The organism is Lachnoclostridium phytofermentans ISDg (assembly GCF_000018685.1).
GTDB lineage: Bacteria > Bacillota > Clostridia > Lachnospirales > Lachnospiraceae > Lachnoclostridium > Lachnoclostridium phytofermentans.
The window spans coordinates 371446-394939 of the sequence record NC_010001.1 but is presented as its reverse complement, the minus strand read 5'-3'; the positions used below and the strand labels follow the sequence as shown (position 1 = coordinate 394939).

Below are 23494 nucleotides of genomic sequence, written 5' to 3'. Positions count from 1 at the left end.
GAAATCATGTTAACATAAGTGCTTGAAATGCTAACGAACTTAAATTATTTTTTTCTAGAAATTCGTTTAACGCATTAAACTTTATTGGGTTATGTTCAAAAGCGAATGAAAAGCCTCCCATAATAAGGCTTTGATTGTCTATTGACAATTCTTTATTATTATCCATCCAAGAAATTATATCAAATACATGTATTATAATATATCCAATGTTTGCTAATACTACTTGTTTCGAAATATCCCCATCATCAAGTGCATCAAGACAGTATCTAAAAATGGTGTGAACGTAAAAATTTTCATATACATACTGATGAGATTCGTAATATTGATCAAACTGTTCTTCGTATTTTCCCAAAATTGATTCTATAGTCATCCCAGAGTCAATTAAATATTTTTTGTACAATTGAGATATATATTTATCTTTATCTAAAAAGCAAGATATGATTTGTTCTAATAATTTTGAAATAAAATCAAATTTTACTTTTTTATTCTCTTTTATATTTTTAAACTGTTCTATATATAAATTTATAATATCCTCATGATAAAAGCGCTGAATGATTACTTCAGCTTCATTATAGTCTTTTTTATTTAAAGAAGTTTGTACTTTATCAGCAATAATAATTATTAATAATTGTCGATAATATAATTTAATATGTCTTTTTTGCATTATATCTATTATAAGACTTCTTACATGTAATAAACAACTCAATAAAGCATCGTCCATCGTTTTAGCAGATTTAAATACTGAATGAGTTTCTTCCTCCAGCTTAAAGTCAATAACCTTATTAGAACTAATTAGTAATCTTGAAACTTCTGGACAAGAAAGAGTCAGAGTTTGTTCTATAACATCCGCATGAACTTTAATCACTCTGGGATATACTTTACAAGTACGACACATAAACTCCTCTCCAAGATTAATATAAATATCACATAATAGATTATCATTCAAAAAAGGACATTTCATATCACTATCAAGTATAAATTTTTTAACTTTTCCCTCACAATCAATATTTTGAATCAATTGTTTGCCAAAGGTTCCTTCCACATCTTTATATGCTTTATAAGTAGCATCATCAACTGTTATCCTCCAACCTTTACAACATGTATTCGGACATTTATTACCTATACATGTAAACTTATCATAATAATATGGCTTTAGTATTTTCATTATTACCTCACATTCTTGTTCATTATTTATTATATCATACTTAATATATCGTCAAATATCATTATTAATAAATAATGATTACAGAATAAAATCATATTTTACAAAAAGACTTATGTATTCAATGAATACATAAGCCTCTTTTTAATTAAAAGTATTAAACTATGATGATTCGACTAAATTATCTTAATAAAGATAATACACCCTGTGTAGACTGGTTAGCCTGAGCAAGCATAGATTGAGCAGCCTGCTGTAGGATATTGTCTTTAGAGTATTTAACCATTTCTTTAGCCATATTAGTATCACGAATACGAGATTCGGATGCCTGTAAGTTCTCAGCAGTATTATCTGCGTTAGCAATTGTATGCTCAAGACGATTTTGAACAGCACCTAAGTCAGATCTAAATGCAGAAACGATAGTTAATCCGCTATTAACAGTATCGATTAATTTTGTTATATCAGTACCAGTTTTACCAGCAGTTCCAACAATATCAGCTATTTTCGCATCATCAATACCTAATTTAGCAGCGGAAATTTGTTTCATAGTAACTTCGATGAGCTGATCGCTGTTTGCGCCAACCTGGAAATTATACTTTGTATTATCAGCTGCAAATAATTTTAGGGTATTGAACTCTGTATCAGTACCAATTCTGTCGATTTCTTTAGATAACTGCTTCATCTCATTAGAGATAGATGTACGATCTTCATCTACATAAGTATCATTGGAAGCCTGAACTGTTAATTCACGCATTCTCTGAACAATACTATGAACTTCATTTAATGCACCTTCAGCTGTCTGAATTAAAGAGATACCATCCTGAGCGTTTGTAGAACCTTGCTCTAAACCACGGATCTGTCCTCTCATCTTCTCAGAGATAGAAAGACCAGCAGCATCATCACCAGCACGGTTAATTCTGTAACCAGAAGATAACTTCTCACTGGATTTTGCTAAGTTTCCTGTTGTAATACCTAACTGTCTGCTAGTATTTGCAGATGTCATATTGTGTTGAATAATCATAATTTTTTCCTCCTTGAATTTTCAGCAGCATCCATGCCACTGATTCTTTGTTTAACACCTATTAGTAAAAGCATTTGCTTTACTTACACTATATATCGAATAAAAACATAATAAAGTTAATAGCATTATTTTATAATTTTTCTTAATTTTTTTAACCTATTTAAACTATTATTTTCTTTGATCCATAAAATAGGAATCTTCTAATTGTCCAACATTCATACTCTTATAGTAATTTGAAGCCATTTGACTATTTAAACGAAAATTTTTAATCTTCTCTCGCTCTTGTTGAACATAAGCCTCAAATTTTTCCTTACTTTTTCCCTCTAAAACTTGAATTTCTTTACTAAGTGAGATTATTTCCTGATTTATCAAATTGATTTGCTGTTTCATATCACTGTCAGCGTTATCAGAGCTAGCTTCACCCATTTGTTCTATAAATTCTTCATATTCTTGATTTAATTTAGAGAGTGCTAATATCAAATCTTCTTTTTCGTCAATATATTTTTCAAAAATTTCTAAATCGCTTTCCTTAGCAAACGTAATCTCATCTTGTTCTTTGGCTACATATAAAATATTTTGTAGACATTCTTTTTTCTTATTTAACATTTCTTTAAGTTTAAGAAGTATTTCCACTTTCATGAAGCCTCCTCCTCATAGTATAACAAATTAATATACTTGTAATTCAAGAAAAGGACGCTACGCGAGCTTTTCCTTGTCATGAATAACCATAGCCGTTGTGATAAGGAGAAGTAAAACCTCTTTATCACAACGGCTCCATGATATTTACTGAACATATATATTATTTTTTTTCATTACTTCTTTCCATGTATCCCTCATTTGACGAATATAGTCAAGAGCTTCTTCTAATATCTCAGTATCTTTCTTAATATTAGCATCAACTAATCTACGATTAATGTAATCATAAACAGTGTCAAATTCTCTTGCTATCGGATGCTTAAAATCTAAAGTAGATCTAAGCTCAGTAACAATTTTTTGAGCTTTCAACAAATTTTCATTTACTTTCGCAATATCATTTTGTTCTAAACCATATAATGCCTTGTTGCAAAACTTAATTGCACCTTCATAAAGCATTAACGTTAGCTCTGCTGGTGATGCAGTATTTATCTTAGTTCCTTGATATATACTTGCTGCATTTTGAGCCATTTTAAAATCCTCCTACTTATCTATATCTTTACAAGCCTAACATACTAGATAGTTGGCCAGATTGAGAATTTAGTTTACTCATAGCAGTTTCCATTGCAGTGAACTGCTTATAGTAACGATTTTCTACCTCTTTTAATTTCTTTTCTAACGTTGCTATATCTTTTTTATAACTCTTTTCCAGTTTAGCCATTTCCTTATCATTATAAACCGTCAGTGCACTCCTCAATGAAGTACCTTTCATCTTATTTGACATATCTTGATAAAGGTTGTCCGCTAACTTATTAAGTACCGCCATTACATCTTCAGGATTCTCTTCCAATGCTTTTTTTAGCTTATCTTCGTAACCACCGTATATCGGATCCTCACCATCTCCGTTGATATGCAAAAGTCCTTTTTCAGTATAAACCCCCGTTACTATTCCAAACGTTGATAAAGATAAATTCTTACCATTCACAGTGACGCTTCCTGCCATATTACTTCTCATTGAAGAAAGTAAACCGCTTAAATTATCATCACGGCGCAGTAAGGAATCTTTGATTTTTTGTTCCCACTTTTCAATCTGGCTGTCCGTCATGGATCCTTTTTCATCTTCTGTTAAAGGATTAAAACCTCTTGCAGAGTCTGCATTATATAACTTATTCATCTCCTGTAAGAGTTCATTGTAACCTTTTACAAAATTACGAACCATATCGTATACAGCGTCGGTATCATTCGCAACTGTCAAAGTTACTTTTTCATTTTCACCAGTTACACCGTGTAGTTCAAAAGTTACACCATTCACGGTCACCTGATTTGAAGTTCCCTCTAATTTAGCTCCATTATAAATGATTTCACTATTATCTGAACTTATAATAGATACCTTATTACCTGATATTGAAGTTGAGCAAACGTTATCTGTAACGGTAATAGTTCCAATTCCTATATCATCTAAGTTATTGTTATCAATTTTATTAGTAGCATCCTTAATGCCTGCTGATTTTAATGCACCTAACATTTTAGTCTGATTATCATAAAATCGATTAGTTACAGTACTAGGCAGTTCCCCCGAATTTATCTTTTCGTATTCATCTAACTTATATTTAACGTACTTACTTTTTTCCGAGTCAACAGCTTCATTGATTTCTGCTAATATTGTTTCTTCAGGAGGAGGATTAGTTAAGTCTTTATATTTATCTCGAATTTCTTCCTCGATTTTACCTGGACATTTAATATTCTCGACATTGCTTGTTAATGAATCATAATCCTTTTGTACATCAGCTATAGTGTTACTTTTCGTATACTCTTTTAATTTTTTTTCAGCTTCATCAAAAGCTTTCTGCTGCTCTTTTGTTCTGTCAGTAATAGCTAATAATTCTGTATAAGTATCAATGGTTTGATCCATTTGGAATCTTGCCGAACCAGATGTGCCTTCATTATGATATCCTAATAAATTACGAACTTCTTCTCTGTCAGCTGTAACAACTACCGTATCTGTCGTCATTTCAAAATAATTATCAATACCACTTTCTTTTGTACTAATAAACAACCTCTTCTGAGTATTATCATAACTAGCATTTAGCCCTGCTTTTGCACATGCATTCACAAGATCATTTAAGGTGGTCTCAGCTGTTACATAAAGATTTGTAGTTTTACCGGAATTATTAATTTTAATAACTATTTCATTTTTACTTCCATCTGTAGATTGGCTCCCGTCATCAATTGCAAATCCAAGATCCTCTAGTGTAGTTTTTCCGGTTACCTCAATCTCATTTTTATCTTTATCTAATTTAAAACCTGTTACATATTGGGCACTAGCAAGCTTATTCACCTGTACATTATGAGAACCAGTAGCTGCTCCTGTGCCTGCCTTTACCGTAACCTTACTCTCATTAGATGAGGTAGCTTTTTTTGTTGCGAAGCTACCTTGTGTTTTTAGCTTTGACAATGGTCCCGTATAGAACTTATAAATCTTAGAGTTCATATCTTTCCAGATATCTTTAGTCCATTCTAATTTTGTAAGTTTATTTTCGACCTTTGTTTTCTTTAAGCCTTGAGCTTTCATAAGCTCTTTTATAATAGAATCCGTATCCATATTAGATGCTAATCCTGATAAACGTATTGGCATATCCTTGTACCTCCTTATCTTTTTTCATCTACAAGTAATCCAGCCATCTCCCACATCTTTTCTATCATGTCAAGGACCTTCTCTGGTGGAACCTCTCGAAGTATCTCATCTGTCTGCTCATCTATTATCTTAATAGATATGCTCTTTGTAGGTTCATGGTAAGAAAACTCACATCTTGTTTGTGTATGTTTCATTGCCTGATTGGCTTTATCTACAGCTGACTTTATTTGTTGCTCATTCGTTTGTTTATTGTTCGGCAAATCCATGGCTTCCGCTGGTGCTTTTTTCTGAATTGGTGATACTGCTGCAGTTCCCGTTTTCCCTACCGTAGGGGTTGCTACCGGTGACTCTGCGTAATTTGCTATTCCATTTATGGACTTAATTTCCATAACTCCACCTCCATGTGAATTATATAAATATCCTTTTTATGCAAATATACTCTGTCTTATGTATATATCGTCACCTTTTCATTTTAGTAAAGAGTTATTAAAAAAATATCCATGAAACCTTACAGTTTGATCATTAATGCATAGATGTCAGCACACCTTTATCAAAAAACACTTAAGGTGGCTACATGGATTTTTTCTATTTCATTAGTTACAAATTACTTCTTTTGATCTAACCACGTCTTATTGTCTTTTAAATTATGAATCGCTCTATAGCACTCTGCAACAGATTTACTACTCTTTTTCACATTTACTACTTCTTTCGCCCTGGTTGTAGATATAAGCTCTAATTTCATTTTATTCTGCTGTTCTAAACCTCGTAGAGTAACCCCAAGTTCAACAACTCTTGGAACCATCTCCTGCATTTTTTTAATTTCTAAAGCGTAATCAGTTGCAACATCCGGAACATAGGCTTTAACTTTATGAAACAATGATTCAAATTGAATATCCAATTCATTAATTTCTTTTATTAATACTTCTTTATTTGATACTTCTAATTTAAATTCCTCTAAATTAGGAGGTTGAGCTTCTAATGCTATCTTTTGTTTTTTTGTTATTGATATTAGTTTAATTAGTACTTGTTCTTTCTTTTCTAAACTTATAATCAACGCACATAAATAAGTTTTAATTGTTTCATTTTTTTCCACGCAATACCTCAATTCTAGCGCTTTCGTGCCTTTTTTATAATGATTGCTATTTTATGTTCCAACACAAATTATCTATTTTGTAATTTTAAAGTTAATCAAATTTCTTTTTGTAACAAAACGGGGCTATGACTGGTACTACCTTACCGTCAAAGCCCCTCCCATATATTAAGGATTCTATGGATCAAATCCTATATTAATAAACAATTTAAGATAAACCATAATTACTTAAATGAACTTTCGTATCATGGAAAAAGCAACTTCTAATGCTTTTCTTGTTACGAATAATTTATTAAAATAACTTACTTATTGCTTCTAAGGAAACGCCTCCGTCAATAGCCTCCTTATTGGATTCTTGAATCTGAAGATATATTTCCTTTCGATAAATCGGAACCGATTTTGGTGCTTTAATTCCTATTTTTACTTGATCACCTTTGATTTCTAAAATGGTAATTTCAATATCATTGCCAAGCATGATGGATTCGTTTAATTTTCTTGATAAAGCTAGCATTCTCCATCCTCCTTCTTGGCCCTGTTTTGAAATTTTTCATATACAGGATACTTAACTACAAACATAGGGTCTTCTACTACAACCTGGCAGCCCTTCTTATTTGCAGTATTAATTATAAATGGAGCTTTCAGATTTGTAGTCATTTTAGTTAAGTCGGAAGGTACTGTTAATGTTAAGAAAACAACGATATTTTCCTCTTTGATATCACCTAAAGACACCAACAGCTCATCCTCTATTACTGGATTATACTGATCAATAACATGGCTAGGTTGAATAATTGGTAACGCAAGGGATACCTCATCCAAACTTTGTAACCAGGAGATAACACTGCTATTCTCATCTTCTCCATCGTATAGAATGGTATATCGTTTGCAATCCTCAAATCCAAATATCCCGTGATCAAAGGTTAATATTTTATCTTCTTCTAACTCTATTTCACCAAAGTGTTTTGTTGCTATTACCATAAGTACACTTCCTTTCTGCCATTACTACCTATCCTTTTTTAAGATGGTATTTATCTTTTTTCCTATAGGAAATCTAACAGCGAATTCTTAAGAATGAGTTTCCTATCTATTTTATAGGAAGTCTAATAACGAATTCTTTACAATCTTAGCAGCAGCAGATAAAGAAGCATTATATACAGATTCCTGTGATTTCATTTTGATTATCGTATCTACTATATCTGCATCCTCATTCTTTGAGAGTAGATCCTCAAAATCAACTTGTTCCATCGATAAACGACTTTCTGTAAGCTGTATTCTAACAGATCGGCTACCTAAATCAGAAACTGCAACATTGATAATATTTTGCTGTTCTTTTATTCCTGAGAGGGCACTTCCAAATGTTTTTTGCATTACCTCATCTTTTAGAATCTTCTCAGCCGTTAATACTTCTAAAGCCTGATTTAATGTTGTTTTTTGCTCTTCAGTAATATTTCCGCTTGCTAACATCTTATTAACTTCAGAGATCTTTTTATCAACTGCAATAACACTGTTTACCGCAAAAATAATATCATCAATGGTTCTTCCTATATTGTGAGTGATTGCATCACTACCTTGCGTATTCACCACCATTGATTGACTAAAGTTTATCTCATAACGGATTTCCTGGTTCTGTTTTGTAAAGTTACGCTCTACAAGATCATCGCTTGTTAAATCAGTTTGTACGCAATCAAAATAATGTTCAGGTTTTAAATCATTCTTCACAAAAGAATTCTTCTCGTAAGAAACCTTAATATCAACCTTATCACGGAAATCTTGATATACATCCTCTGGTAAAATCAATTCACCAGTATCAGCTAGAAAATAAATAGTTCCATCTGGCGGAGTATACGCGTCTTCATCTGTTGATAACCTCGATTCGATAATACCACTATATTCAGTATACGTTCTATTTCCATCACCGTCAAGAATTACATTACCATCGGAATCTTGGTCGGCAATCTCAATCTTTAATTGTCCATCGTCCAAGTTTTTGAGATTGTTATATGCTAATCTTAAACGGTGTGCCGTGATATAATTCGGTTTTTCATCAAAACTAGTATCCCATGGTGCATTTGGATTATAAGAAGATAGATCAAAGGAATTAATCGATTTTTGAATGACATCTAAGTTAGCTCCGCTTAATCTTTCTGTTAATAAATAATTATATTTTGATGTATTTTCAGAAAAAACTAAACTAGAATCCGTCTTATATCCACTAAAAACATATCTCCCTGCATAGTTTGTATTGCCTTCTTGATAAATCTGGTCCTTTAATTGATTTAAATTAACTGCAAGACTGTTTCTATCCTCTTCCGTTAAGGTATCATTAGCACCATTCACGCAATATGTGTGTATCTTCGTTAGAATCTCATTAATGTTACTTAAAGAACTTTCTGTCAAATCCATCCACGCTAGGGCATCTGGAATATTCTTTTCATAATATTGATTTAGTTCTGTAAGATTGGTACGAAGTTTCAACGCACGTACTGCAACGATAGGGTCTTCTGAAGGACGCTGTATCTTCTTACCGGTGGAGTATTGTTGTTCTGTTTTGGACAAACTGTTCTTATTATTGTTAATATTATAAAGAACATTGTTTGTCATCATTTTATTTGTAATTCTCATACTAACCTCCATTCTGTTGCAATCCTGCAAATTTGGGCAACAGCACAAATTTGTGTTTCTAACTCCGTATTATGCACCCATATAATTAATGAGTCTATCATAAATCTGATCCATAATAGAAATTACCTTAGCAGATAAGTTATAGGCTTTTTGGTAACGCACTAAGTTCATAGCCTCTTCTTCTTGATCTACACCACTGATGGATAATCTCTGATTCTGAACTGCTGATAAAATATTCATTTGGTTTTCTGCAAAATTACTTGCTTGTTTCGCATCAATGCCAATCTCTGCTACTAGAGTTTGGAAAAATTGAGCTGGTTTTCCTTGACCAAACATTCTAACGTCATCTTTTAATGCTAGTAACTTCTGAACATTATCAGCGTTAGCAACACCATTTTCAATTGAAGATGCAGTCGCCAACTTTTTAGGGTCCGAATAAACTGCCTTTGTAACCCCAAAGGTATCGGCAGTGAGCAAATAATATGACGCAAAATTCGGTTCATCCGCATAATCTCCAGCATAAGCCCCTGTCTTAGAGGTAAATAAATAACCATTTCCTTCATCTGAAGGTGACTTATCAAAGATAAAGTTCTTACCTGTTACCACGTCAACACCATTAAAGAAATCTAAGCCCTGGTCGCCATTTAAATCCTGTCCTGATTTATGTACATCATTAAATGCTTTGGCATAGGTTCTAGCAAATTTATTGAGCTGTGCCATATAGTACGGGATTCCTTTATAATCAACCTGTTTTCCGATATGGGCAGTTTCTTCATTCACATCCACTTTAACTGGTTCATCAAGGGAAAATTCGTAGATAAATTCTCCTGTATCTTCATCCTTTGTAACAGCAAATCCATTATAATGGTACTCTCTATTGCCTATTGTAATAATACCATTGGATGCAATGTTTAAATCTTCTACATTATTTTTATTCGTTGAAGTCACTGTAATTGTTGTATCACCAGCACTTGCTATTGCTTTTCCCTGATAACCTTCCTTATTGTTACCATCACGTACTTGAATCAACGCTTTAAGCGTTCCGCCCATGGTTGGACTATTAAGATCCACGGGTTGTCCATTACTCCAGCAAACATTAAATAGTCCTGTCGCATCCAACTGATTTACTTTGGTATCTCTTGGAACGACTTTTAATTGGTTCGCCTCATAGTTGTCAACCAAGGTCTGACCATCTAATTTAACGGTATAACTCGTAACTCCGACATTATCTCCAACAATTCGCTCATTGACACTTACCGTTGCAAATCCGGATAATTCGTCCACCATTAAGGCACGTTGATCCCTAAGGTCATTTGCGGTACCACCATTAACTTCAATCGTGTTGATTTGCTTCGTAACAATAGCAATCTGTTGTGCCAAGGAGTTCACGCGTTCTACTTGATTTTTAATCTCAAAATTACATTCTTCCTGTAAGCGGCTTAAGCTAGTTGAAAGCGAATTTACATAATCACAGGTACTTTGAGCCATATTAGTAACCTGAGTACGTACGGTTAAGTCCTCTGGTTGCTTACTCAATTCCTGGAGGCTATTGTACATATTATCAAAATTAGTCAAAAACCCTTCCAACTTAACTTCATTAAAATAATTCTCAATGGAGGTTAAATAATACTCTTTGGTGGAGTACGCTCCATACATTGTGTTATTCTTCATATATTTCAAATCATAGTACGAGTCACGTATCTGAGTTACACCCTTGATATCAACACCAGTACCAACCATACCATAGGAACTATTTACTCGAAGAGCTGTTCCAGCTTGTTGTTTTGCCACTTGTCTTGAGAAACCCTCTGTTTCAATATTTGCTATATTATGCGCAGTGGTATTTAAACCTGCCTGCGAAGCATATAATCCACTATTTCCTATGGAAAGTCCAAAAAATGTAGATGGCATTTACTCACCTCTCCCTTGTTATCTTAAAGTTATATTTACGGTGCATACTACACACCTTTTATTAGAAGTTAAAAATCAAACTTCTAATAAGCTATATTCTCGTTACAATATGCTCAAGCATTTGATCTATTACGTTTATATATCTAGCAGCTGCGTTATACGCATGTTGGAATTTAATTAAACTTGTAAGTTCATCGTCAGAGGCTACTCCAAGAACTGATTGACGCTGATTGTCAATGCTTGTTACCATACCTTCCTGACTCTTAACAATCGTATGATAACGCTCACCGGTAGTTGCTATACCTCCGATTAATGCATTGTAATAATCATTAATGTTTGATTTTGTTAATGTATTTGGAGAAAGGGTTGCAAATGGTTCCTGCCATGCTTTTAATAATCTCTCCGTAGTCTTGATATCATAATCTCCAGTGTTAGAACTCTGGCTTAATGGAATCTTTGACTTATCCTCAATCATCTCCTGATTTACTACCAGTTCACCAACCGTATACAAGGAATAATTGTTTGCCTCGTCTTCCTCATTGTAAATCTTAGCAAGAATGGTATCCCCATTAGCCAAAGTAATCTCTTGGTAATCCATATAACGAGGCATGGATTTACGACTAAATAACTCCGTACCACCTTCACCATTGATTCCAATTGGAGCATTCTCATCATCAAAAATCTTAATTACCGTATCCTTATCGTAAGTATACGTATCACCATTTGAAAGTTGAATCGTAGTTCCTGCTGCGATAACTACTTCTTTGTTAGGGCATAAGATGTCATTAATCTTTGTTACAATACCATGGATTAACTGATCGTACTGTGCCTGAGTTGACATAACAATGGATGGTTCTATTGTTTTGTTGTATGTCTTAACAGCCTCTTTATAATCTTTTAATGCAAGATTATATTCATCTTCCTTTAAGTCGCCAAACTCGTCCAAGTAATTATCTTTATTAGGTGCGATCGGAATATCCGTAGCTTTTGCTACTTTTGTTCCTCTCGCTAAAATCAAGCCTTTTAAAGAACCAATATCAGAATTATCTACTGGATTTGGTATCAAATCACGATTGAATACTTCTACATTACCATACGTTGGCCAAATCGGAATTAACATATCCGAATTTTCCATCATACCGGTTGAATTAAATTCATCCTCGTCAAGCTGTCGTTGTCTGATTTGTGTTACTGTCATGCTCCCCATATGATGTGTAAGATCTTCTGTTACAAATGGAACTCCTTCCGCATTTACAGTAACTCTACCATCTGCATTTTCACGATATGTAATGGTAATCATTTGAGACAACTCATCTAATAATTTATTTCTCGTGTCTCTTAAGTCGTTCGCGTGCTCTACTCGATTGCTTTCATAAGCACAAATTCTATCATTTAAACTCGAGATTTGATCTCCAATTTCATTAATACGAGAGATCGTATTCGTTATTTTTAAATTTAAATTTAATTGATAGTCCCGAAGCTGTTTGAATAAATTCTCAGAGCGTTCAACAAAGCCGACACTTGTTTCTACAAGTGAAGCTCTCTTTACTAAACTATCCGGTTCTTTCGCGAGTTCTTGTAAGTTTTTCCAAAAGTCAGCAATAGAATCCTGGAACGCAACGCCCTCAAGCTCACCCATTAAGTTTTCAATCTCGGATACTGTTTCATACTGAGAATCATAGAACCCTCGACGCCCAAGCTCTTGTCGATAAGATTTATCTAAAAAGATATCTCTAACCTGACGAACAGCAGCTGTTTCTGCTCCAAGGCCTAATTGCATTGGGGAAATATACGATTGTCCTATTGTTCGATATTGAGATGTCTGTAATACCGTTTGCTGTCTAACATAACCTTCCGTTTCTACGTTTGCAAGATTATGTCCTGTGGTATTCAGACCATTTTGACTGACTTGTAATCCAGATACACCTACATATAAGCTACTCATTAAGCTCATGGAATCTCACCTCTCTTTTGCATCATTTCTTTGCTATATCTCTACCTATTGCTTCGCATCAAACATCCCTGTCTGCGCAGCTGGCATCTCAAGCTGAGATGCGCCTTTGGTATAATTGGTGCTCCCCGGTGACATCCGTGTACTCTGAATTAAATTCATATTGAATTCAATCATCTCTAGGGACTGTTGAATTAAAGATTTATTTTTATGATTTAGTTCTACTAATTGATTAATTGTAGTTGTTAGAGAATCGTGGATTAATGATAATTCTTTTTGCTCCTCTGGCTGATTCTCTAATAGCGTGATAATCGTTTTCATAGTCAATGTATCTGACTTTCGATTTATCACTGTTCCAATGTTTACAATAACCTCTTCTCTCTTGCGCTCCAGAGCATTTACTTTTTCTACAGTAACTTGCTCTTCTTCTGTTATTTGCTGCAAGGAAGCGAGGTCATTGTCTATAATTACTCTGGTTTTTTTCGCTGCAATCGGAATCATCTCTTGATAAAGTTGTTCCTCTTCGCGAAGCGTTGTTATTAATTCCTGTATCAGGCTTGCCAATGAATTACCTCCGATCTACCTGTAGCTACAAGCTTCTTTCTGTGATAACCACTATTCTTCAAAGAAGTCGTTTATCATCTTATCAGCTAACTCCTCAAGGTTAATCTCATAATTACCCGACGCAAGTTTTTTCTTTATTTCGTCTACCTTTTCCTGACGTATATCCGGTGCCGAAGACACTGCTTGCTTTGCTATCTGAAAATCCTTACCCATCTGAGAGATTTCCACACTGTCCTTTTTATTTCCATTCTGTGTTTTGGATACTTTTCTTGTATCGTTTGTCTGATAAAGTTGATTAATTTTACTTAATGCATCAATACGCATACAACTCACCGCCTAACTAAAAATTCTTGATTATTGAAACACGCTCTTGGTTTCAATAAATAACTTCAACTACCTTATTTATCGGATGTTTTCTCTTTTACTTTATACTAAGTAGAAATAATTTTATTGCTTTATTCTTATTCTATATGCCTAGTTTCTTTTGTAGTTATCCTTTTTATTTTATATTAGGAAGATTAAATAATTTTTTTTATTTTTCCTAATTTCTTTTGTTTATGGTGTGCCTTATATCTTATTAACAGCTATTATATCGTACTAATTTAATCTTTACATTAGGGCTAATAAAGGAAATAACGGTAATTTTTAGTTTCTATCAATAATTCGACAAGGTCTGCTAGAATCTTATTTATTTCTTATTGAACTAAAAATGGTTACAAGATTTTTGTTGTCATTAAGTCCAACAAAAATCTTATAACCACTAATAATACCTTTCAGAAGATGCGAAGCAGATTCTGATAAAAGGTGCATTTTTTGCATCGTAAATTCGATTATCGGAACATGATTTTTATTCCTTTAGTATATTACATTTAACCGCCCCTTATTTTTGTTTCAAGATATCGCAAAAATCAAAAGTTGCGAAATAATCCTCTGGAGTTTCTGCTCTTCGGATTAATTGTACCGAATCATCCTCCTTTAATAAGAGTTCCGCAGATTTTAATTTACCATTATAATTATAACCCATAGCAAAACCATGAGCACCAGTATCATGAATTACAAGATAATCCCCCATGTCAACCTTAGGTAACATACGATCAATAGCAAACTTATCGTTATTCTCACATAGGGAACCTACCACATCATACATGGTGTCAAGTGGAGTCTCCTCTTTACCAAGCACCGTAATATGGTGATAAGCTCCGTACATCGCTGGTCTCATTAAGTTAACTGCACACGCATCTACACCTAGGTACTCTTTATAGATATGCTTCTCATGGATTGCTTTTGTTACAAGGTGAGCATATGGAGCTAGCATATATCGTCCTAGTTCTGTAAAAATAGCAACATCACCAAGACCATTTGGTACCAAGATTTCTTCATAAGCCTTACGAACACCCTCGCCAATTACCATGATGTCATTTCCCTTTTCCTCTGGTAAATAAGGTATTCCTATTCCACCGGATAGGTTTATAAATGTAATATTTGCATTGGTTTCATTTTTCAACTCCACTGCAAGTTCAAATAATGTTCTTGCTAAGGCCGGGTAATAATCATTGGTAACAGTATTACTTACTAAGAAGGAGTGGATACCAAAGTTTTTCGCACCTAACTCCATTAATTTCTTATATCCGTCAATGAGCTGTTGCTTTGTAAAACCATACTTTGCATCTCCTGGATTATCCATAATACCATTGCTTACTTCATATACACCACCTGGATTATATCGACAACAAATGGTTTCAGGTATTCCACACTCTTCCTTTAAGAAGTCAATATGGGTATAATCATCTAAATTGATAATAGCACCTAACTCTTTAGCCTTTGTAAATTCACCTTCCGGTGTATTATTGGAGGAAAACATTATTTCACTTCCAGTAATTCCAACAGCTTCCGATATCATAAGCTCTGTCTCAGAAGAACAGTCGCTACCACAACCTTCTTCCTTTAAAATCTGTAATATAAATGGGTTTGGTGTTGCCTTAACTGCAAAATACTCTTTAAACCCTTTATTCCATGAAAATGCTTCTTTTAATTTTCTAGCATTCTCTCTGATTCCTTTTTCATCATAAATATAAAACGGTGTACTATGTGTATTAACAATTTCATTCACTTTTTCAAGCGTGACAAACGGTTTTTTCATCTTTATCCTCATTTCTGCGCATATATAGCATCTCTTAAGACTATTGACAAATATCCTAAAAACAAACTTATATCTAAATCATCTAATTTTATACTAACATCTAGGAACTATACTAACCTGCAGCATATCACTTAATCTTGTATTCTTCTATCAAATTTATAGAAAATTTATATTATTTATATCACATCATATCACATGCTACTTAGTATCATTATAGATACCTTCTCATCATATGTAAAATAGATTATATTGATATCTACTATTCATTTTACGAATTATTGTATAAGGAAGTAACTTCGCGAACTTCATTTTAAGTCAGCTTTCCTATACTGCTCTTTTGTAAAACGTAAAACTCAGTCCATACTTGATAAACAGAAAGAAGGGACTGTCAATAACAACAGCTCCCTTCTTTCTATTTATTAAAATCATTCTATATACTATTAATTTCTATCTTAGCTCATGCAATTACTTCATTCCCTTTTCTGATAGAAGTCTAACCGTACGTTTCGCTGCATTTCCATTCTCAAATGTATGATATTTATCACAGAACGCTTTATATTTGTCAGCATAGTCTTCTGGATAATAATTCTTTACCATAGAAACAAGTTCTCTTGATGAAGTAAATAATGGTCCAGGAGCCTCCTCTACAAAATCAAAATAAAAGCCTCGAAGATTATCCTCATATTCCTTTAAATCATATACATAAAAAAGTATTGGGCGATATAAAAGACTATAATCAAACATAACAGAAGAATAATCTGTAATTAACATATCCGATACAAGATATAATTCTGAAATATCAATCTCTTGTTCCACTACCATGTAAAATCCTCGGTATTGCTCCAACGGAAGCTTCTCTCTTACCATATAATGATACTTTAACAATATCACATACTCATCTTTTAATTGCTCATATAAATAATTGTAATCAAGTGGAGCATTAAATTTATAGTTTGCTTTATCGTGGTATTCATTATCTCGCCATGTTGGTGCATAAAGAATTATCTTTTTATCTCTAGGTATATTTAGTTTCTTCTTTATCTGATCAATATCATAAGAATTATTTTTTTGAAATAAGACATCATTTCTTGGATATCCATATTCTAATATTTCTCCTTGAAAGTCAAATGCTCTTCTAAAGGTTTCCGTAGAAAATGGATTCTGAGAAATAAGATAGTCCCATGTTGCAGAGTTTTTCTTAAATTCTTCTTTATATTGTTCTAAGGTTTCCTCACCAGCCATCACTAATGACGTCATGTCCAAGGCTAACTTTTTTAAAGGTGTACCATGCCATGTTTGTAGGTAGGTAACACCCTTTCGTTTTTTTATGTAGTTCGGAAATCTTGTATCACTCACCCAGATACCGGCTACAGCCAAGAAATAATAATAGCGAAAACGAGAAAGCTTTACTTTCCATACCCTACCAGGAATTGGCGCATTCGTATCCTCAAGGAAAAAAATGCAACGAAACTCCTTATCGAGTCCTTCCCTTACCATTTCTTCGTAAATACTTTTTGGATTTCCACCATAACTTCTACCTAAGTTACTCATAAAGCATATGGTTCTCTTTTGGAGTGGTAAAAATCTTAGGATTCTGTATATAGCCAATATCCCTTTTTTCATGATTTTTCGTAGCATTAACACTCCTATTCCTGTGCGTTATCTACACGCACATTTAAACCCACTACTAATGTGGTTAACATTTGATGCTCTATCTCAAAATGATACCATCTAAGTAATCTTACTAGCCAAAGCTTTTCTTTTTTACTTATAATTTTATTTTTGTACTACCTTTTGAAACTGAGTCTAACATTATTACTTATGCAAATCATTCTTAATCTTTGATGTTGAAATCCCTTCTGTTCTTGGTAGATATACGACTTCACAATAATCTTTTAAAAAGTCAAATTGCCCCTTCCAGTCATCTCCCATAACAAATACATCTACATTATTATCTACAACATCCTTGATTTTTTGTTCCCAATTATATTCTGGTATTACTTCATCTACATATTGAATTGCTTCCAGAATTGTTTTTCTATCTTCATAGCAATGATAAGCGGTCTTATGCTTTATTGCGTTAAATTCATCCGAAGATAATACTACAATGAGATAATCTCCATATTCTTTCGCTCTTCTTAGCAAATTAATATGCCCAACATGTAATAAATCGTAAGTACCGTAGGTAATTACTTTTTTCATTTTATTTGCCCTTCCTTTCTAAGCCCTAATCTTGTCGTTTATTATCATCTTACGTTATTTCCTTATTTGTTGCTTTTGATATAGTTTCTGGCAACATCTCATCTTGCTTTTGATTAGCTTCCGACATCCTATCGTCTTGCTCTTCCTCTGTCTCTACAAGGCTTGCTAGATATATTGGGCGATTTTTTACCTCAATATAAGTTTTACCCATATATTGTCCCAAAATACCCATACAGAATAATTGGATACCGCCTACCATCAAGATAATACAAGCTAAGGATGGCCAACCACTTGTTGGATCACCCCATATTATTGTTTTTATAACAATATAAATGATAGCCAAAACGGAAAACCCACAAAAAGCAAGTCCAAGTATAGATGATATCGCAAGAGGTGCTGTTGAAAATCCTATAATTCCTTCCAGAGAGTATTTAAATAATTTCCAGAACGACCACTTGGTTTGCCCTGCTGCCCTCTCTACATTCTCATAAGCAATCCATTTGGTATGAAAACCTACCCATCCAAAGATTCCTTTCGTAAAACGATTCCTTTCACTCATGGATAGAACAGCTTTCACCATCTGTCTCGTCATAAGACGATAATCTACAGAACCTTCGACAATCTCTATTTTACTTAACTTACATAAGATATTATAGAATTTTTTAGAGAAAAAAGAGCGGATCTTTGGTTCTCCATCTCTGGTGACACGCTTTGCTGCTACACTATCGTATCCTTCCAAGACAATTCCATGATACATCTCAATTAACATCTTAGGTGGATGCTGCAAATCAGCATCCAAGATAGCTACGAAATCACCGGTTGAATGTTCAAGGCCAGCGTACATTGCCGCTTCTTTACCAAAATTACGCGAGAAGGAGACAAGCTTTACCCGCTTGTCTCTCTCTCTTAATTTTCGGATTTCCTGTAACGTTCCATCGGTGGAACCATCATTAACAAACAATACCTCGAATTCAACTTCATTCTTCAAACATTCTGCAACATTCATGATTTCCTCATAAAACATCGGAAGAACTTCTTCTTCATTAAAACAAGGTACAACCGCCGTTAACCGTTTCATAGCTTTCCTCCAAGAATCTATTCCTTATTTCTTATCAAGCGCGCGTTTTAAGAAGTCAATAGAGGACTCTCTTAATTCGCGTATTCTCTGTCTTAACGCTTCTACATCCTCAATATCAAATTGATTCATGTCATGAAAATCTCCGATATGATACAACAGATGCGACTCTAATCCTACTGATTTAAGCAAATCGCTCGTTCTTGCTCCAGTACTCGTATGGAGCATGGAGATAAATGGTTTTTCATATATTAAAGAGAATACTGTTGCATGAAAAGAATTTGTTAGCACATACTCTGCATTCTCAATTTCACCTAAAAATTCAGCAGCTGTATCTTCGTAATAAGATCCAAGTTCATTACGAAATACTCCAGGTAATTTTCTTTGAATAATTGGAAGACCGATTGCAACAGATAGACGATTTGCAAACTGAACAAGTTCCTTATTCGACTCCATCATATAAACCAAAATATAGCGGCCTTTAAACTTTCCTGGCTTTTTTAATTCCTCATAATCTTTTCTCTCAAGTAATAAGGTTGGATCAAGTACAACCTCTACTGGCTTATCTGTCAGTGCTTCAATGCCTGGTTTTGAACTAGCTTCCCTAACCGAGATTGAAGTATAGCTTTCAAGACTCTGACGGAATTGTTCTCTATACTGCGGTAAAATATACTCTCTTCCTACACTAGCTGCATAAGATATTTTCTTGGCCCCAGGTTTTGCAAAGTCTAGAGTATAGGCAGGGTCAAATCCTCCCGTGTGATCACTGTTCCATACCTGATCACTACCTGTGATATATGCATCCAAAGATAAATTGGCATTTAACAACTCTTCATATGTCTTATAATCACCAATGAGATGAAATTTTTCACGAATAAACTTTGAATAACGCTTATTTTTATAAACCTGAGTCTGTATACGGGAACGATACTCTTTCTTAAGTAGATATTTTAGTTTCTTCTTTGTAGTATCTAGCTTAGGTGCAACATAAAGCTTATCAATAATTTCAGGATGATAATGAATTACACCTGGCTCTGTCCCAAGATTTTTCAATACTTTTTGAAGTGCCCAAGCTTGAAGACTTGCACCATAATTATGTGCACTATGAAATGTTACAACTCCTACCTTCATTATCTGTCAACCTCCTTTAATAACTCTGGTAATTCAAGCTTTGACTCATGGCCAATAAGATGTTTTACCTGATTTTGTTCAAATACTGCCTGATTTAACTTGAGAATCTGCTTAGTACCCGTAACATAATCATAACCGTCCAAACGATTTAGGAAGTAATCCATAAACTTACGATAGTCTTTGTTCTGTGTATATTTTTTATATTCAAATGATTTCATATTGAATATCTTCACTCCATCAAAGGATTTGCACATATGGAACAAAATCTGATCCAAAGAAGATAGGTTAATTACAATATCAAAATTAATAGCTCCAAAATATTTTACTCTCTCACGCTCTGCTAACCTGCGGATTAAACCTTCTGTTCTCTTAGAACTATATCCAAATTTAAAGGACTTAAGACAAGCTATACGGTCTTTGATCGTATAGTTTACATCAAACATTAGCGGAATGTAATTAATTTCATCTCTTAATTTAGACAACACAGAAGTAGCCTTACGAATCGTGGATGCTTTTGCACAAAGGAATACGTCATAACGATCGGTATCTAGTTCGTTAATACGCTCCATTAATTGCTCTGAAGTTGCATTATTTCTAAGTCCACTGATAAGAATTAATACCTTTTTCTTGTTCTCTCTTTGTATTGGTTCTAACGAGAAACTTGGCTCTTTCTTAAGGAATAAGGTCTCACATACTTCTTCCGCAGTATCCGCAGAGTCTAAACTACAAAACTCTTCATGGAATTTTGGATATGAGGAATCTTTTTTAATTTCTTTCACTAACTGTTCTACGGTATCCGCAATTGGAAACTCCAAATCATTTAAATCCAAGTACATACCTCGATCGTTAAGGTATTCCTCACGATCATAAGTAAATAAAATAATCTTCTTTTTCGATACGGCATAGTCAAACATAATACTGGAGTAGTCTGTTATTAATAAGTCCGTAGCATTTAAGAAATCATAAGTTTCATATTCTTCTGGAAACGGCACAATGTGTGTAAAGTCGTCATAATTTACTTCCGATTTTACAAATGGATGTAGCTTAACATAAAGTACCTGGTCATCACGAAGTAACATGTCCAGTTCATAAAAATAATTTATTAATTCAGAGACTTGTTTTTTATTTTCCTTTTTATTTAATAAACCACGCCATGTTGGCATATAACCCATGACCTGCATATCCTCTACACCAAGCTCACTACGAATTGCATCATAACGCTCTGTATTAAAGAAAGCGGAGTTTCTTGGATAACCAGATAGCATAACTTTCCCATTAAATATAGGCGCAAGCATATAATCCTCCACGAAAATGTCTCTGGAGAATTTATTTTGATATAAAAGATAATCTGCCAAATAAAAGTTACGCTGAACATTACCAAGCGCATACTCTCTCTTTGGTACAATACGTCCCATCGCCTTTAAAGGAGTTCCATGCCAAGTATTTAAGTATACCTGCTCAGGACGTTTGATATAATAAGGTGGAAAACTAGTATCCGTAATCAGATATTTTGCAGTTGCAAGAACTTTTAGATATTCCTTGCTATCCGTGGTAATGATATCTACATAATCAATCCCATAGCGTGCAAGTAAAGCACTGTATGCGCTGATATTCTCTTCCTTTAGGGTAACCATAATGTGAAAATCACGATACTTATCATCCCCCATAGCTTGTAACATCATAAAGATATTACCTGCAATATCATCGCCATGCTTTGATTCAAATAGCACATCATTTTCATTCACACCAAGTTTTTCATAGAACATGGTATATTGAACATCGTTTGGAAGATGAAGTAACTTGATTCCAGGGATATGGTTATAGATAAAGCGAAACTTATTCTTTGCTTTCGAGAACTTCTTCCACTTTTTCTTTATTTTATCTTGTATCTTCTTCATCTTACGAAGGGTTTTCGTAACAAACACTGGAGTATACTCGCACATAGTTGCTGATCGAATCATCTTTCCTCTGCTCGTATACTTTCTCATCTTTTTTCTTGATGCTCCAGATGCAGTATATAGTAAATAACGATTCTCTCTCCATTTTGGAAAGAATTCATGAAAGAAGTCCACGCAGTTATGAATCATTTCCTTCTTTATGTCCAATTTCCCCTTTGTCGCAGTATCAAAAATGGCATCATAACGAACTAAAAGATGTCTTGTACAGATGTACTCGATTTCTTCTTTAAATTCTTCATAATTGCCCTGCTCCTTCATCTGCTTCAAGAAAAGTCTTAACGAAGTGACAATATCTAAGGTTCCTTCACTAAAATTACTTAGAAAACTTCCTTCACTAGCTCTACGATAGTTATAAAGTCTGTCTTCGATGACTCCTATACTCGTTGCCTTTGTCATTAGGCAGTACATAATCGCAAGATCTTCAAAACGTAACTTTTCAGGAAAACGAATAGTCTCAAATAATGTTCTTCGATAAAGCTTGTCCCATGGGAATGGAGAAATATGTGTCAATTCAAATTTTGTTTCATGAATATTGAAATTTCTACCAATCACAATTTCGAATGCTTTTCCCTGTTTTACAGTTAGCATATCACTATCTGCATTTTCATAAACATCGTTATAACGGCAGATAACAACATCATTATTATCCTGTGCTGCCTTTTCATATAACTTCTCACAAATTTCTGGTTCCACGAAATCATCACTATCTACAAACAAAAGATATTCCCCAGATGCACGTTCAATACCATAATTTCTTGCATGGCTAACACCACGATTCTCTGTGGTATATACATGCATCCATTCTGGATATTGTACTTCATATTCCTTTAAAATACTTAAACTATCATCCGTACTTCCGTCATTCACCACGATAAGTTCAATGTCCTCCATGGTTTGAGCAACAATACTGTCCAAACAGTTGCGTAAATAACGACTTACGTTATAAACCGGCATAATTATACTAACCTTACATTGTGCCAATTGAACTTCCTCCTCATTTCAAATCCTATTCTAAGTTATCGACTACGAATTTCCGCAAGAAATTCGTATTACTCCTATACAATTTTAGCTTGTCGTATTCTGATTTTAAAATTGTATACATCCCTATAATACTACAAAAGATTTACATTAAATTCATTATATAACCTTTGTAAACCTTATTCAATAGGAAATCTAGGCGTTTTACTTACATTTAAGCACTCTTCCTAGATTTTGATTAGGTTTCTTTCTTCTATTATTTACATATTTTTTCCATTTTAACGTAAATTTTGTACTTTCTTACTTTGCCATACACTTTTCTTCCAACTTACTTTAAAAGCACTTAAGTAATCGTAACATAGAATTTTTGAAATATATCTGGTAAATTAAGGTTATATTAATTTTCTAGTTAAACACAAACTATACT

20 protein-coding genes are annotated in these 23494 nt (G+C 33.8%); all 20 read right to left on the bottom strand.

What is annotated here, in order from left to right:
• Window positions 1-4: 4 nt before the first annotated feature.
• Window positions 5-1165: a flagellin lysine-N-methylase gene (gene fliB / locus CPHY_RS01690; protein WP_012198346.1), complete on the bottom strand. Its 1161-nt coding sequence runs from the start codon at window positions 1163-1165 to the stop codon at window positions 5-7.
• A 178-nt stretch (window positions 1166-1343) separates the two neighbouring features.
• The gene (locus CPHY_RS01685) at window positions 1344-2180 is read right to left on the bottom strand and encodes a flagellin N-terminal helical domain-containing protein (protein WP_012198345.1); all 837 of its coding nucleotides are present in this window, start codon (window positions 2178-2180) and stop codon (window positions 1344-1346) included.
• 168 nt (window positions 2181-2348) lie between these two features.
• The gene (locus tag CPHY_RS01680) at window positions 2349-2819 is read right to left on the bottom strand and encodes a hypothetical protein (RefSeq protein WP_012198344.1); all 471 of its coding nucleotides are present in this window, start codon (window positions 2817-2819) and stop codon (window positions 2349-2351) included.
• 144 nt (window positions 2820-2963) lie between these two features.
• The gene (gene fliS, locus CPHY_RS01675; protein ID WP_012198343.1) at window positions 2964-3344 is read right to left on the bottom strand and encodes a flagellar export chaperone FliS; all 381 of its coding nucleotides are present in this window, start codon (window positions 3342-3344) and stop codon (window positions 2964-2966) included.
• A 28-nt stretch (window positions 3345-3372) separates the two neighbouring features.
• Complete coding sequence (fliD, locus tag CPHY_RS01670) at window positions 3373-5448, bottom strand: flagellar filament capping protein FliD (protein WP_012198342.1); 2076 nt, start codon at window positions 5446-5448, stop codon at window positions 3373-3375.
• A 14-nt stretch (window positions 5449-5462) separates the two neighbouring features.
• Window positions 5463-5837 (bottom strand): flagellar protein FlaG, encoded by a 375-nt coding sequence (locus CPHY_RS01665; RefSeq protein ID WP_012198341.1) that lies wholly within the window; start codon window positions 5835-5837, stop codon window positions 5463-5465.
• A gap of 215 nt (window positions 5838-6052) precedes the next feature.
• Window positions 6053-6541 carry a hypothetical protein gene (locus CPHY_RS01660; protein ID WP_012198340.1) on the bottom strand — a complete coding sequence of 163 codons (489 nt, stop codon included), beginning with the start codon at window positions 6539-6541 and terminating at the stop codon, window positions 6053-6055.
• Window positions 6542-6830: 289 nt separating this feature from the next.
• Window positions 6831-7049, bottom strand: a complete 219-nt coding sequence (gene csrA, locus CPHY_RS01655; RefSeq protein WP_012198339.1) for a carbon storage regulator CsrA — start codon at window positions 7047-7049, stop codon at window positions 6831-6833.
• Window positions 7043-7513 (bottom strand): flagellar assembly protein FliW, encoded by a 471-nt coding sequence (fliW, locus tag CPHY_RS01650; protein WP_012198338.1) that lies wholly within the window; start codon window positions 7511-7513, stop codon window positions 7043-7045. The genes csrA and fliW overlap by 7 nt, the downstream gene beginning before the upstream one ends.
• 111 nt (window positions 7514-7624) lie before the next feature.
• A complete protein-coding gene (gene flgL / locus CPHY_RS20480; protein WP_049762278.1) occupies window positions 7625-9157 on the bottom strand; it encodes a flagellar hook-associated protein FlgL in 1533 nt (510 codons plus the stop codon).
• A 69-nt stretch (window positions 9158-9226) separates the two neighbouring features.
• Entirely contained in the window at window positions 9227-11068 is a 1842-nt protein-coding gene (gene flgK / locus CPHY_RS01640) for a flagellar hook-associated protein FlgK (RefSeq protein ID WP_012198336.1), read from the bottom strand.
• A 91-nt stretch (window positions 11069-11159) separates the two neighbouring features.
• Window positions 11160-13022, bottom strand: coding sequence for a flagellar hook-associated protein FlgK (gene flgK, locus CPHY_RS01635; protein WP_012198335.1), 1863 nt, complete (start codon window positions 13020-13022; stop codon window positions 11160-11162).
• 45 nt (window positions 13023-13067) lie between these two features.
• Window positions 13068-13583, bottom strand: a complete 516-nt coding sequence (locus CPHY_RS01630) for a flagellar protein FlgN (protein ID WP_012198334.1) — start codon at window positions 13581-13583, stop codon at window positions 13068-13070.
• Between the two features lie 51 nt (window positions 13584-13634).
• Window positions 13635-13907 carry a flagellar biosynthesis anti-sigma factor FlgM gene (gene flgM, locus CPHY_RS01625; RefSeq protein ID WP_012198333.1) on the bottom strand — a complete coding sequence of 91 codons (273 nt, stop codon included), beginning with the start codon at window positions 13905-13907 and terminating at the stop codon, window positions 13635-13637.
• A 556-nt stretch (window positions 13908-14463) separates the two neighbouring features.
• On the bottom strand, window positions 14464-15723 hold the full coding sequence (locus CPHY_RS01620) for a diaminopimelate decarboxylase (protein ID WP_012198332.1): 1260 nt from the start codon (window positions 15721-15723) through the stop codon (window positions 14464-14466).
• Window positions 15724-16188: 465 nt separating this feature from the next.
• Window positions 16189-17361 carry a CDP-glycerol glycerophosphotransferase family protein gene (locus CPHY_RS01615; RefSeq protein WP_012198331.1) on the bottom strand — a complete coding sequence of 391 codons (1173 nt, stop codon included), beginning with the start codon at window positions 17359-17361 and terminating at the stop codon, window positions 16189-16191.
• A 177-nt stretch (window positions 17362-17538) separates the two neighbouring features.
• Window positions 17539-17925 carry a glycerol-3-phosphate cytidylyltransferase gene (tagD, locus tag CPHY_RS01610; RefSeq protein WP_012198330.1) on the bottom strand — a complete coding sequence of 129 codons (387 nt, stop codon included), beginning with the start codon at window positions 17923-17925 and terminating at the stop codon, window positions 17539-17541.
• Window positions 17926-17974: 49 nt separating this feature from the next.
• Complete coding sequence (locus CPHY_RS01605; protein WP_012198329.1) at window positions 17975-19003, bottom strand: glycosyltransferase family 2 protein; 1029 nt, start codon at window positions 19001-19003, stop codon at window positions 17975-17977.
• Window positions 19004-19027: 24 nt separating this feature from the next.
• Window positions 19028-20131, bottom strand: coding sequence for a polysaccharide pyruvyl transferase family protein (locus CPHY_RS01600; protein WP_012198328.1), 1104 nt, complete (start codon window positions 20129-20131; stop codon window positions 19028-19030).
• The gene (locus tag CPHY_RS01595) at window positions 20131-23070 is read right to left on the bottom strand and encodes a bifunctional glycosyltransferase/CDP-glycerol:glycerophosphate glycerophosphotransferase (protein ID WP_041703068.1); all 2940 of its coding nucleotides are present in this window, start codon (window positions 23068-23070) and stop codon (window positions 20131-20133) included. Before CPHY_RS01595 ends, CPHY_RS01600 begins: the two co-directional genes overlap by 1 nt.
• Between the last annotated feature and the right edge of the window lie 424 nt (window positions 23071-23494).

Excerpts from the sequence above, each read along its gene's own strand:
- fliB (WP_012198346.1), bottom strand. The coding sequence starts at position 1,165 with ATGAAAATACTAAAGCCATATTATTATGATAAGTTTACATGTATAGGT.
- CPHY_RS01685 (WP_012198345.1), bottom strand. The coding sequence starts at position 2,180 with ATGATTATTCAACACAATATGACATCTGCAAATACTAGCAGACAGTTA.
- CPHY_RS01680 (WP_012198344.1), bottom strand. The coding sequence starts at position 2,819 with ATGAAAGTGGAAATACTTCTTAAACTTAAAGAAATGTTAAATAAGAAA.
- fliS (WP_012198343.1), bottom strand. The coding sequence starts at position 3,344 with ATGGCTCAAAATGCAGCAAGTATATATCAAGGAACTAAGATAAATACT.
- fliD (WP_012198342.1), bottom strand. The coding sequence starts at position 5,448 with ATGCCAATACGTTTATCAGGATTAGCATCTAATATGGATACGGATTCT.
- CPHY_RS01665 (WP_012198341.1), bottom strand. The coding sequence starts at position 5,837 with ATGGAAATTAAGTCCATAAATGGAATAGCAAATTACGCAGAGTCACCG.
- csrA (WP_012198339.1), bottom strand. The coding sequence starts at position 7,049 with ATGCTAGCTTTATCAAGAAAATTAAACGAATCCATCATGCTTGGCAAT.
- fliW (WP_012198338.1), bottom strand. The coding sequence starts at position 7,513 with ATGGTAATAGCAACAAAACACTTTGGTGAAATAGAGTTAGAAGAAGAT.
- flgL (WP_049762278.1), bottom strand. The coding sequence starts at position 9,157 with ATGAGAATTACAAATAAAATGATGACAAACAATGTTCTTTATAATATT.
- flgK (WP_012198336.1), bottom strand. The coding sequence starts at position 11,068 with ATGCCATCTACATTTTTTGGACTTTCCATAGGAAATAGTGGATTATAT.
- flgK (WP_012198335.1), bottom strand. The coding sequence starts at position 13,022 with ATGAGCTTAATGAGTAGCTTATATGTAGGTGTATCTGGATTACAAGTC.
- flgM (WP_012198333.1), bottom strand. The coding sequence starts at position 13,907 with ATGCGTATTGATGCATTAAGTAAAATTAATCAACTTTATCAGACAAAC.
- CPHY_RS01620 (WP_012198332.1), bottom strand. The coding sequence starts at position 15,723 with ATGAAAAAACCGTTTGTCACGCTTGAAAAAGTGAATGAAATTGTTAAT.
- CPHY_RS01615 (WP_012198331.1), bottom strand. The coding sequence starts at position 17,361 with ATGCTACGAAAAATCATGAAAAAAGGGATATTGGCTATATACAGAATC.
- tagD (WP_012198330.1), bottom strand. The coding sequence starts at position 17,925 with ATGAAAAAAGTAATTACCTACGGTACTTACGATTTATTACATGTTGGG.
- CPHY_RS01605 (WP_012198329.1), bottom strand. The coding sequence starts at position 19,003 with ATGAAACGGTTAACGGCGGTTGTACCTTGTTTTAATGAAGAAGAAGTT.
- CPHY_RS01600 (WP_012198328.1), bottom strand. The coding sequence starts at position 20,131 with ATGAAGGTAGGAGTTGTAACATTTCATAGTGCACATAATTATGGTGCA.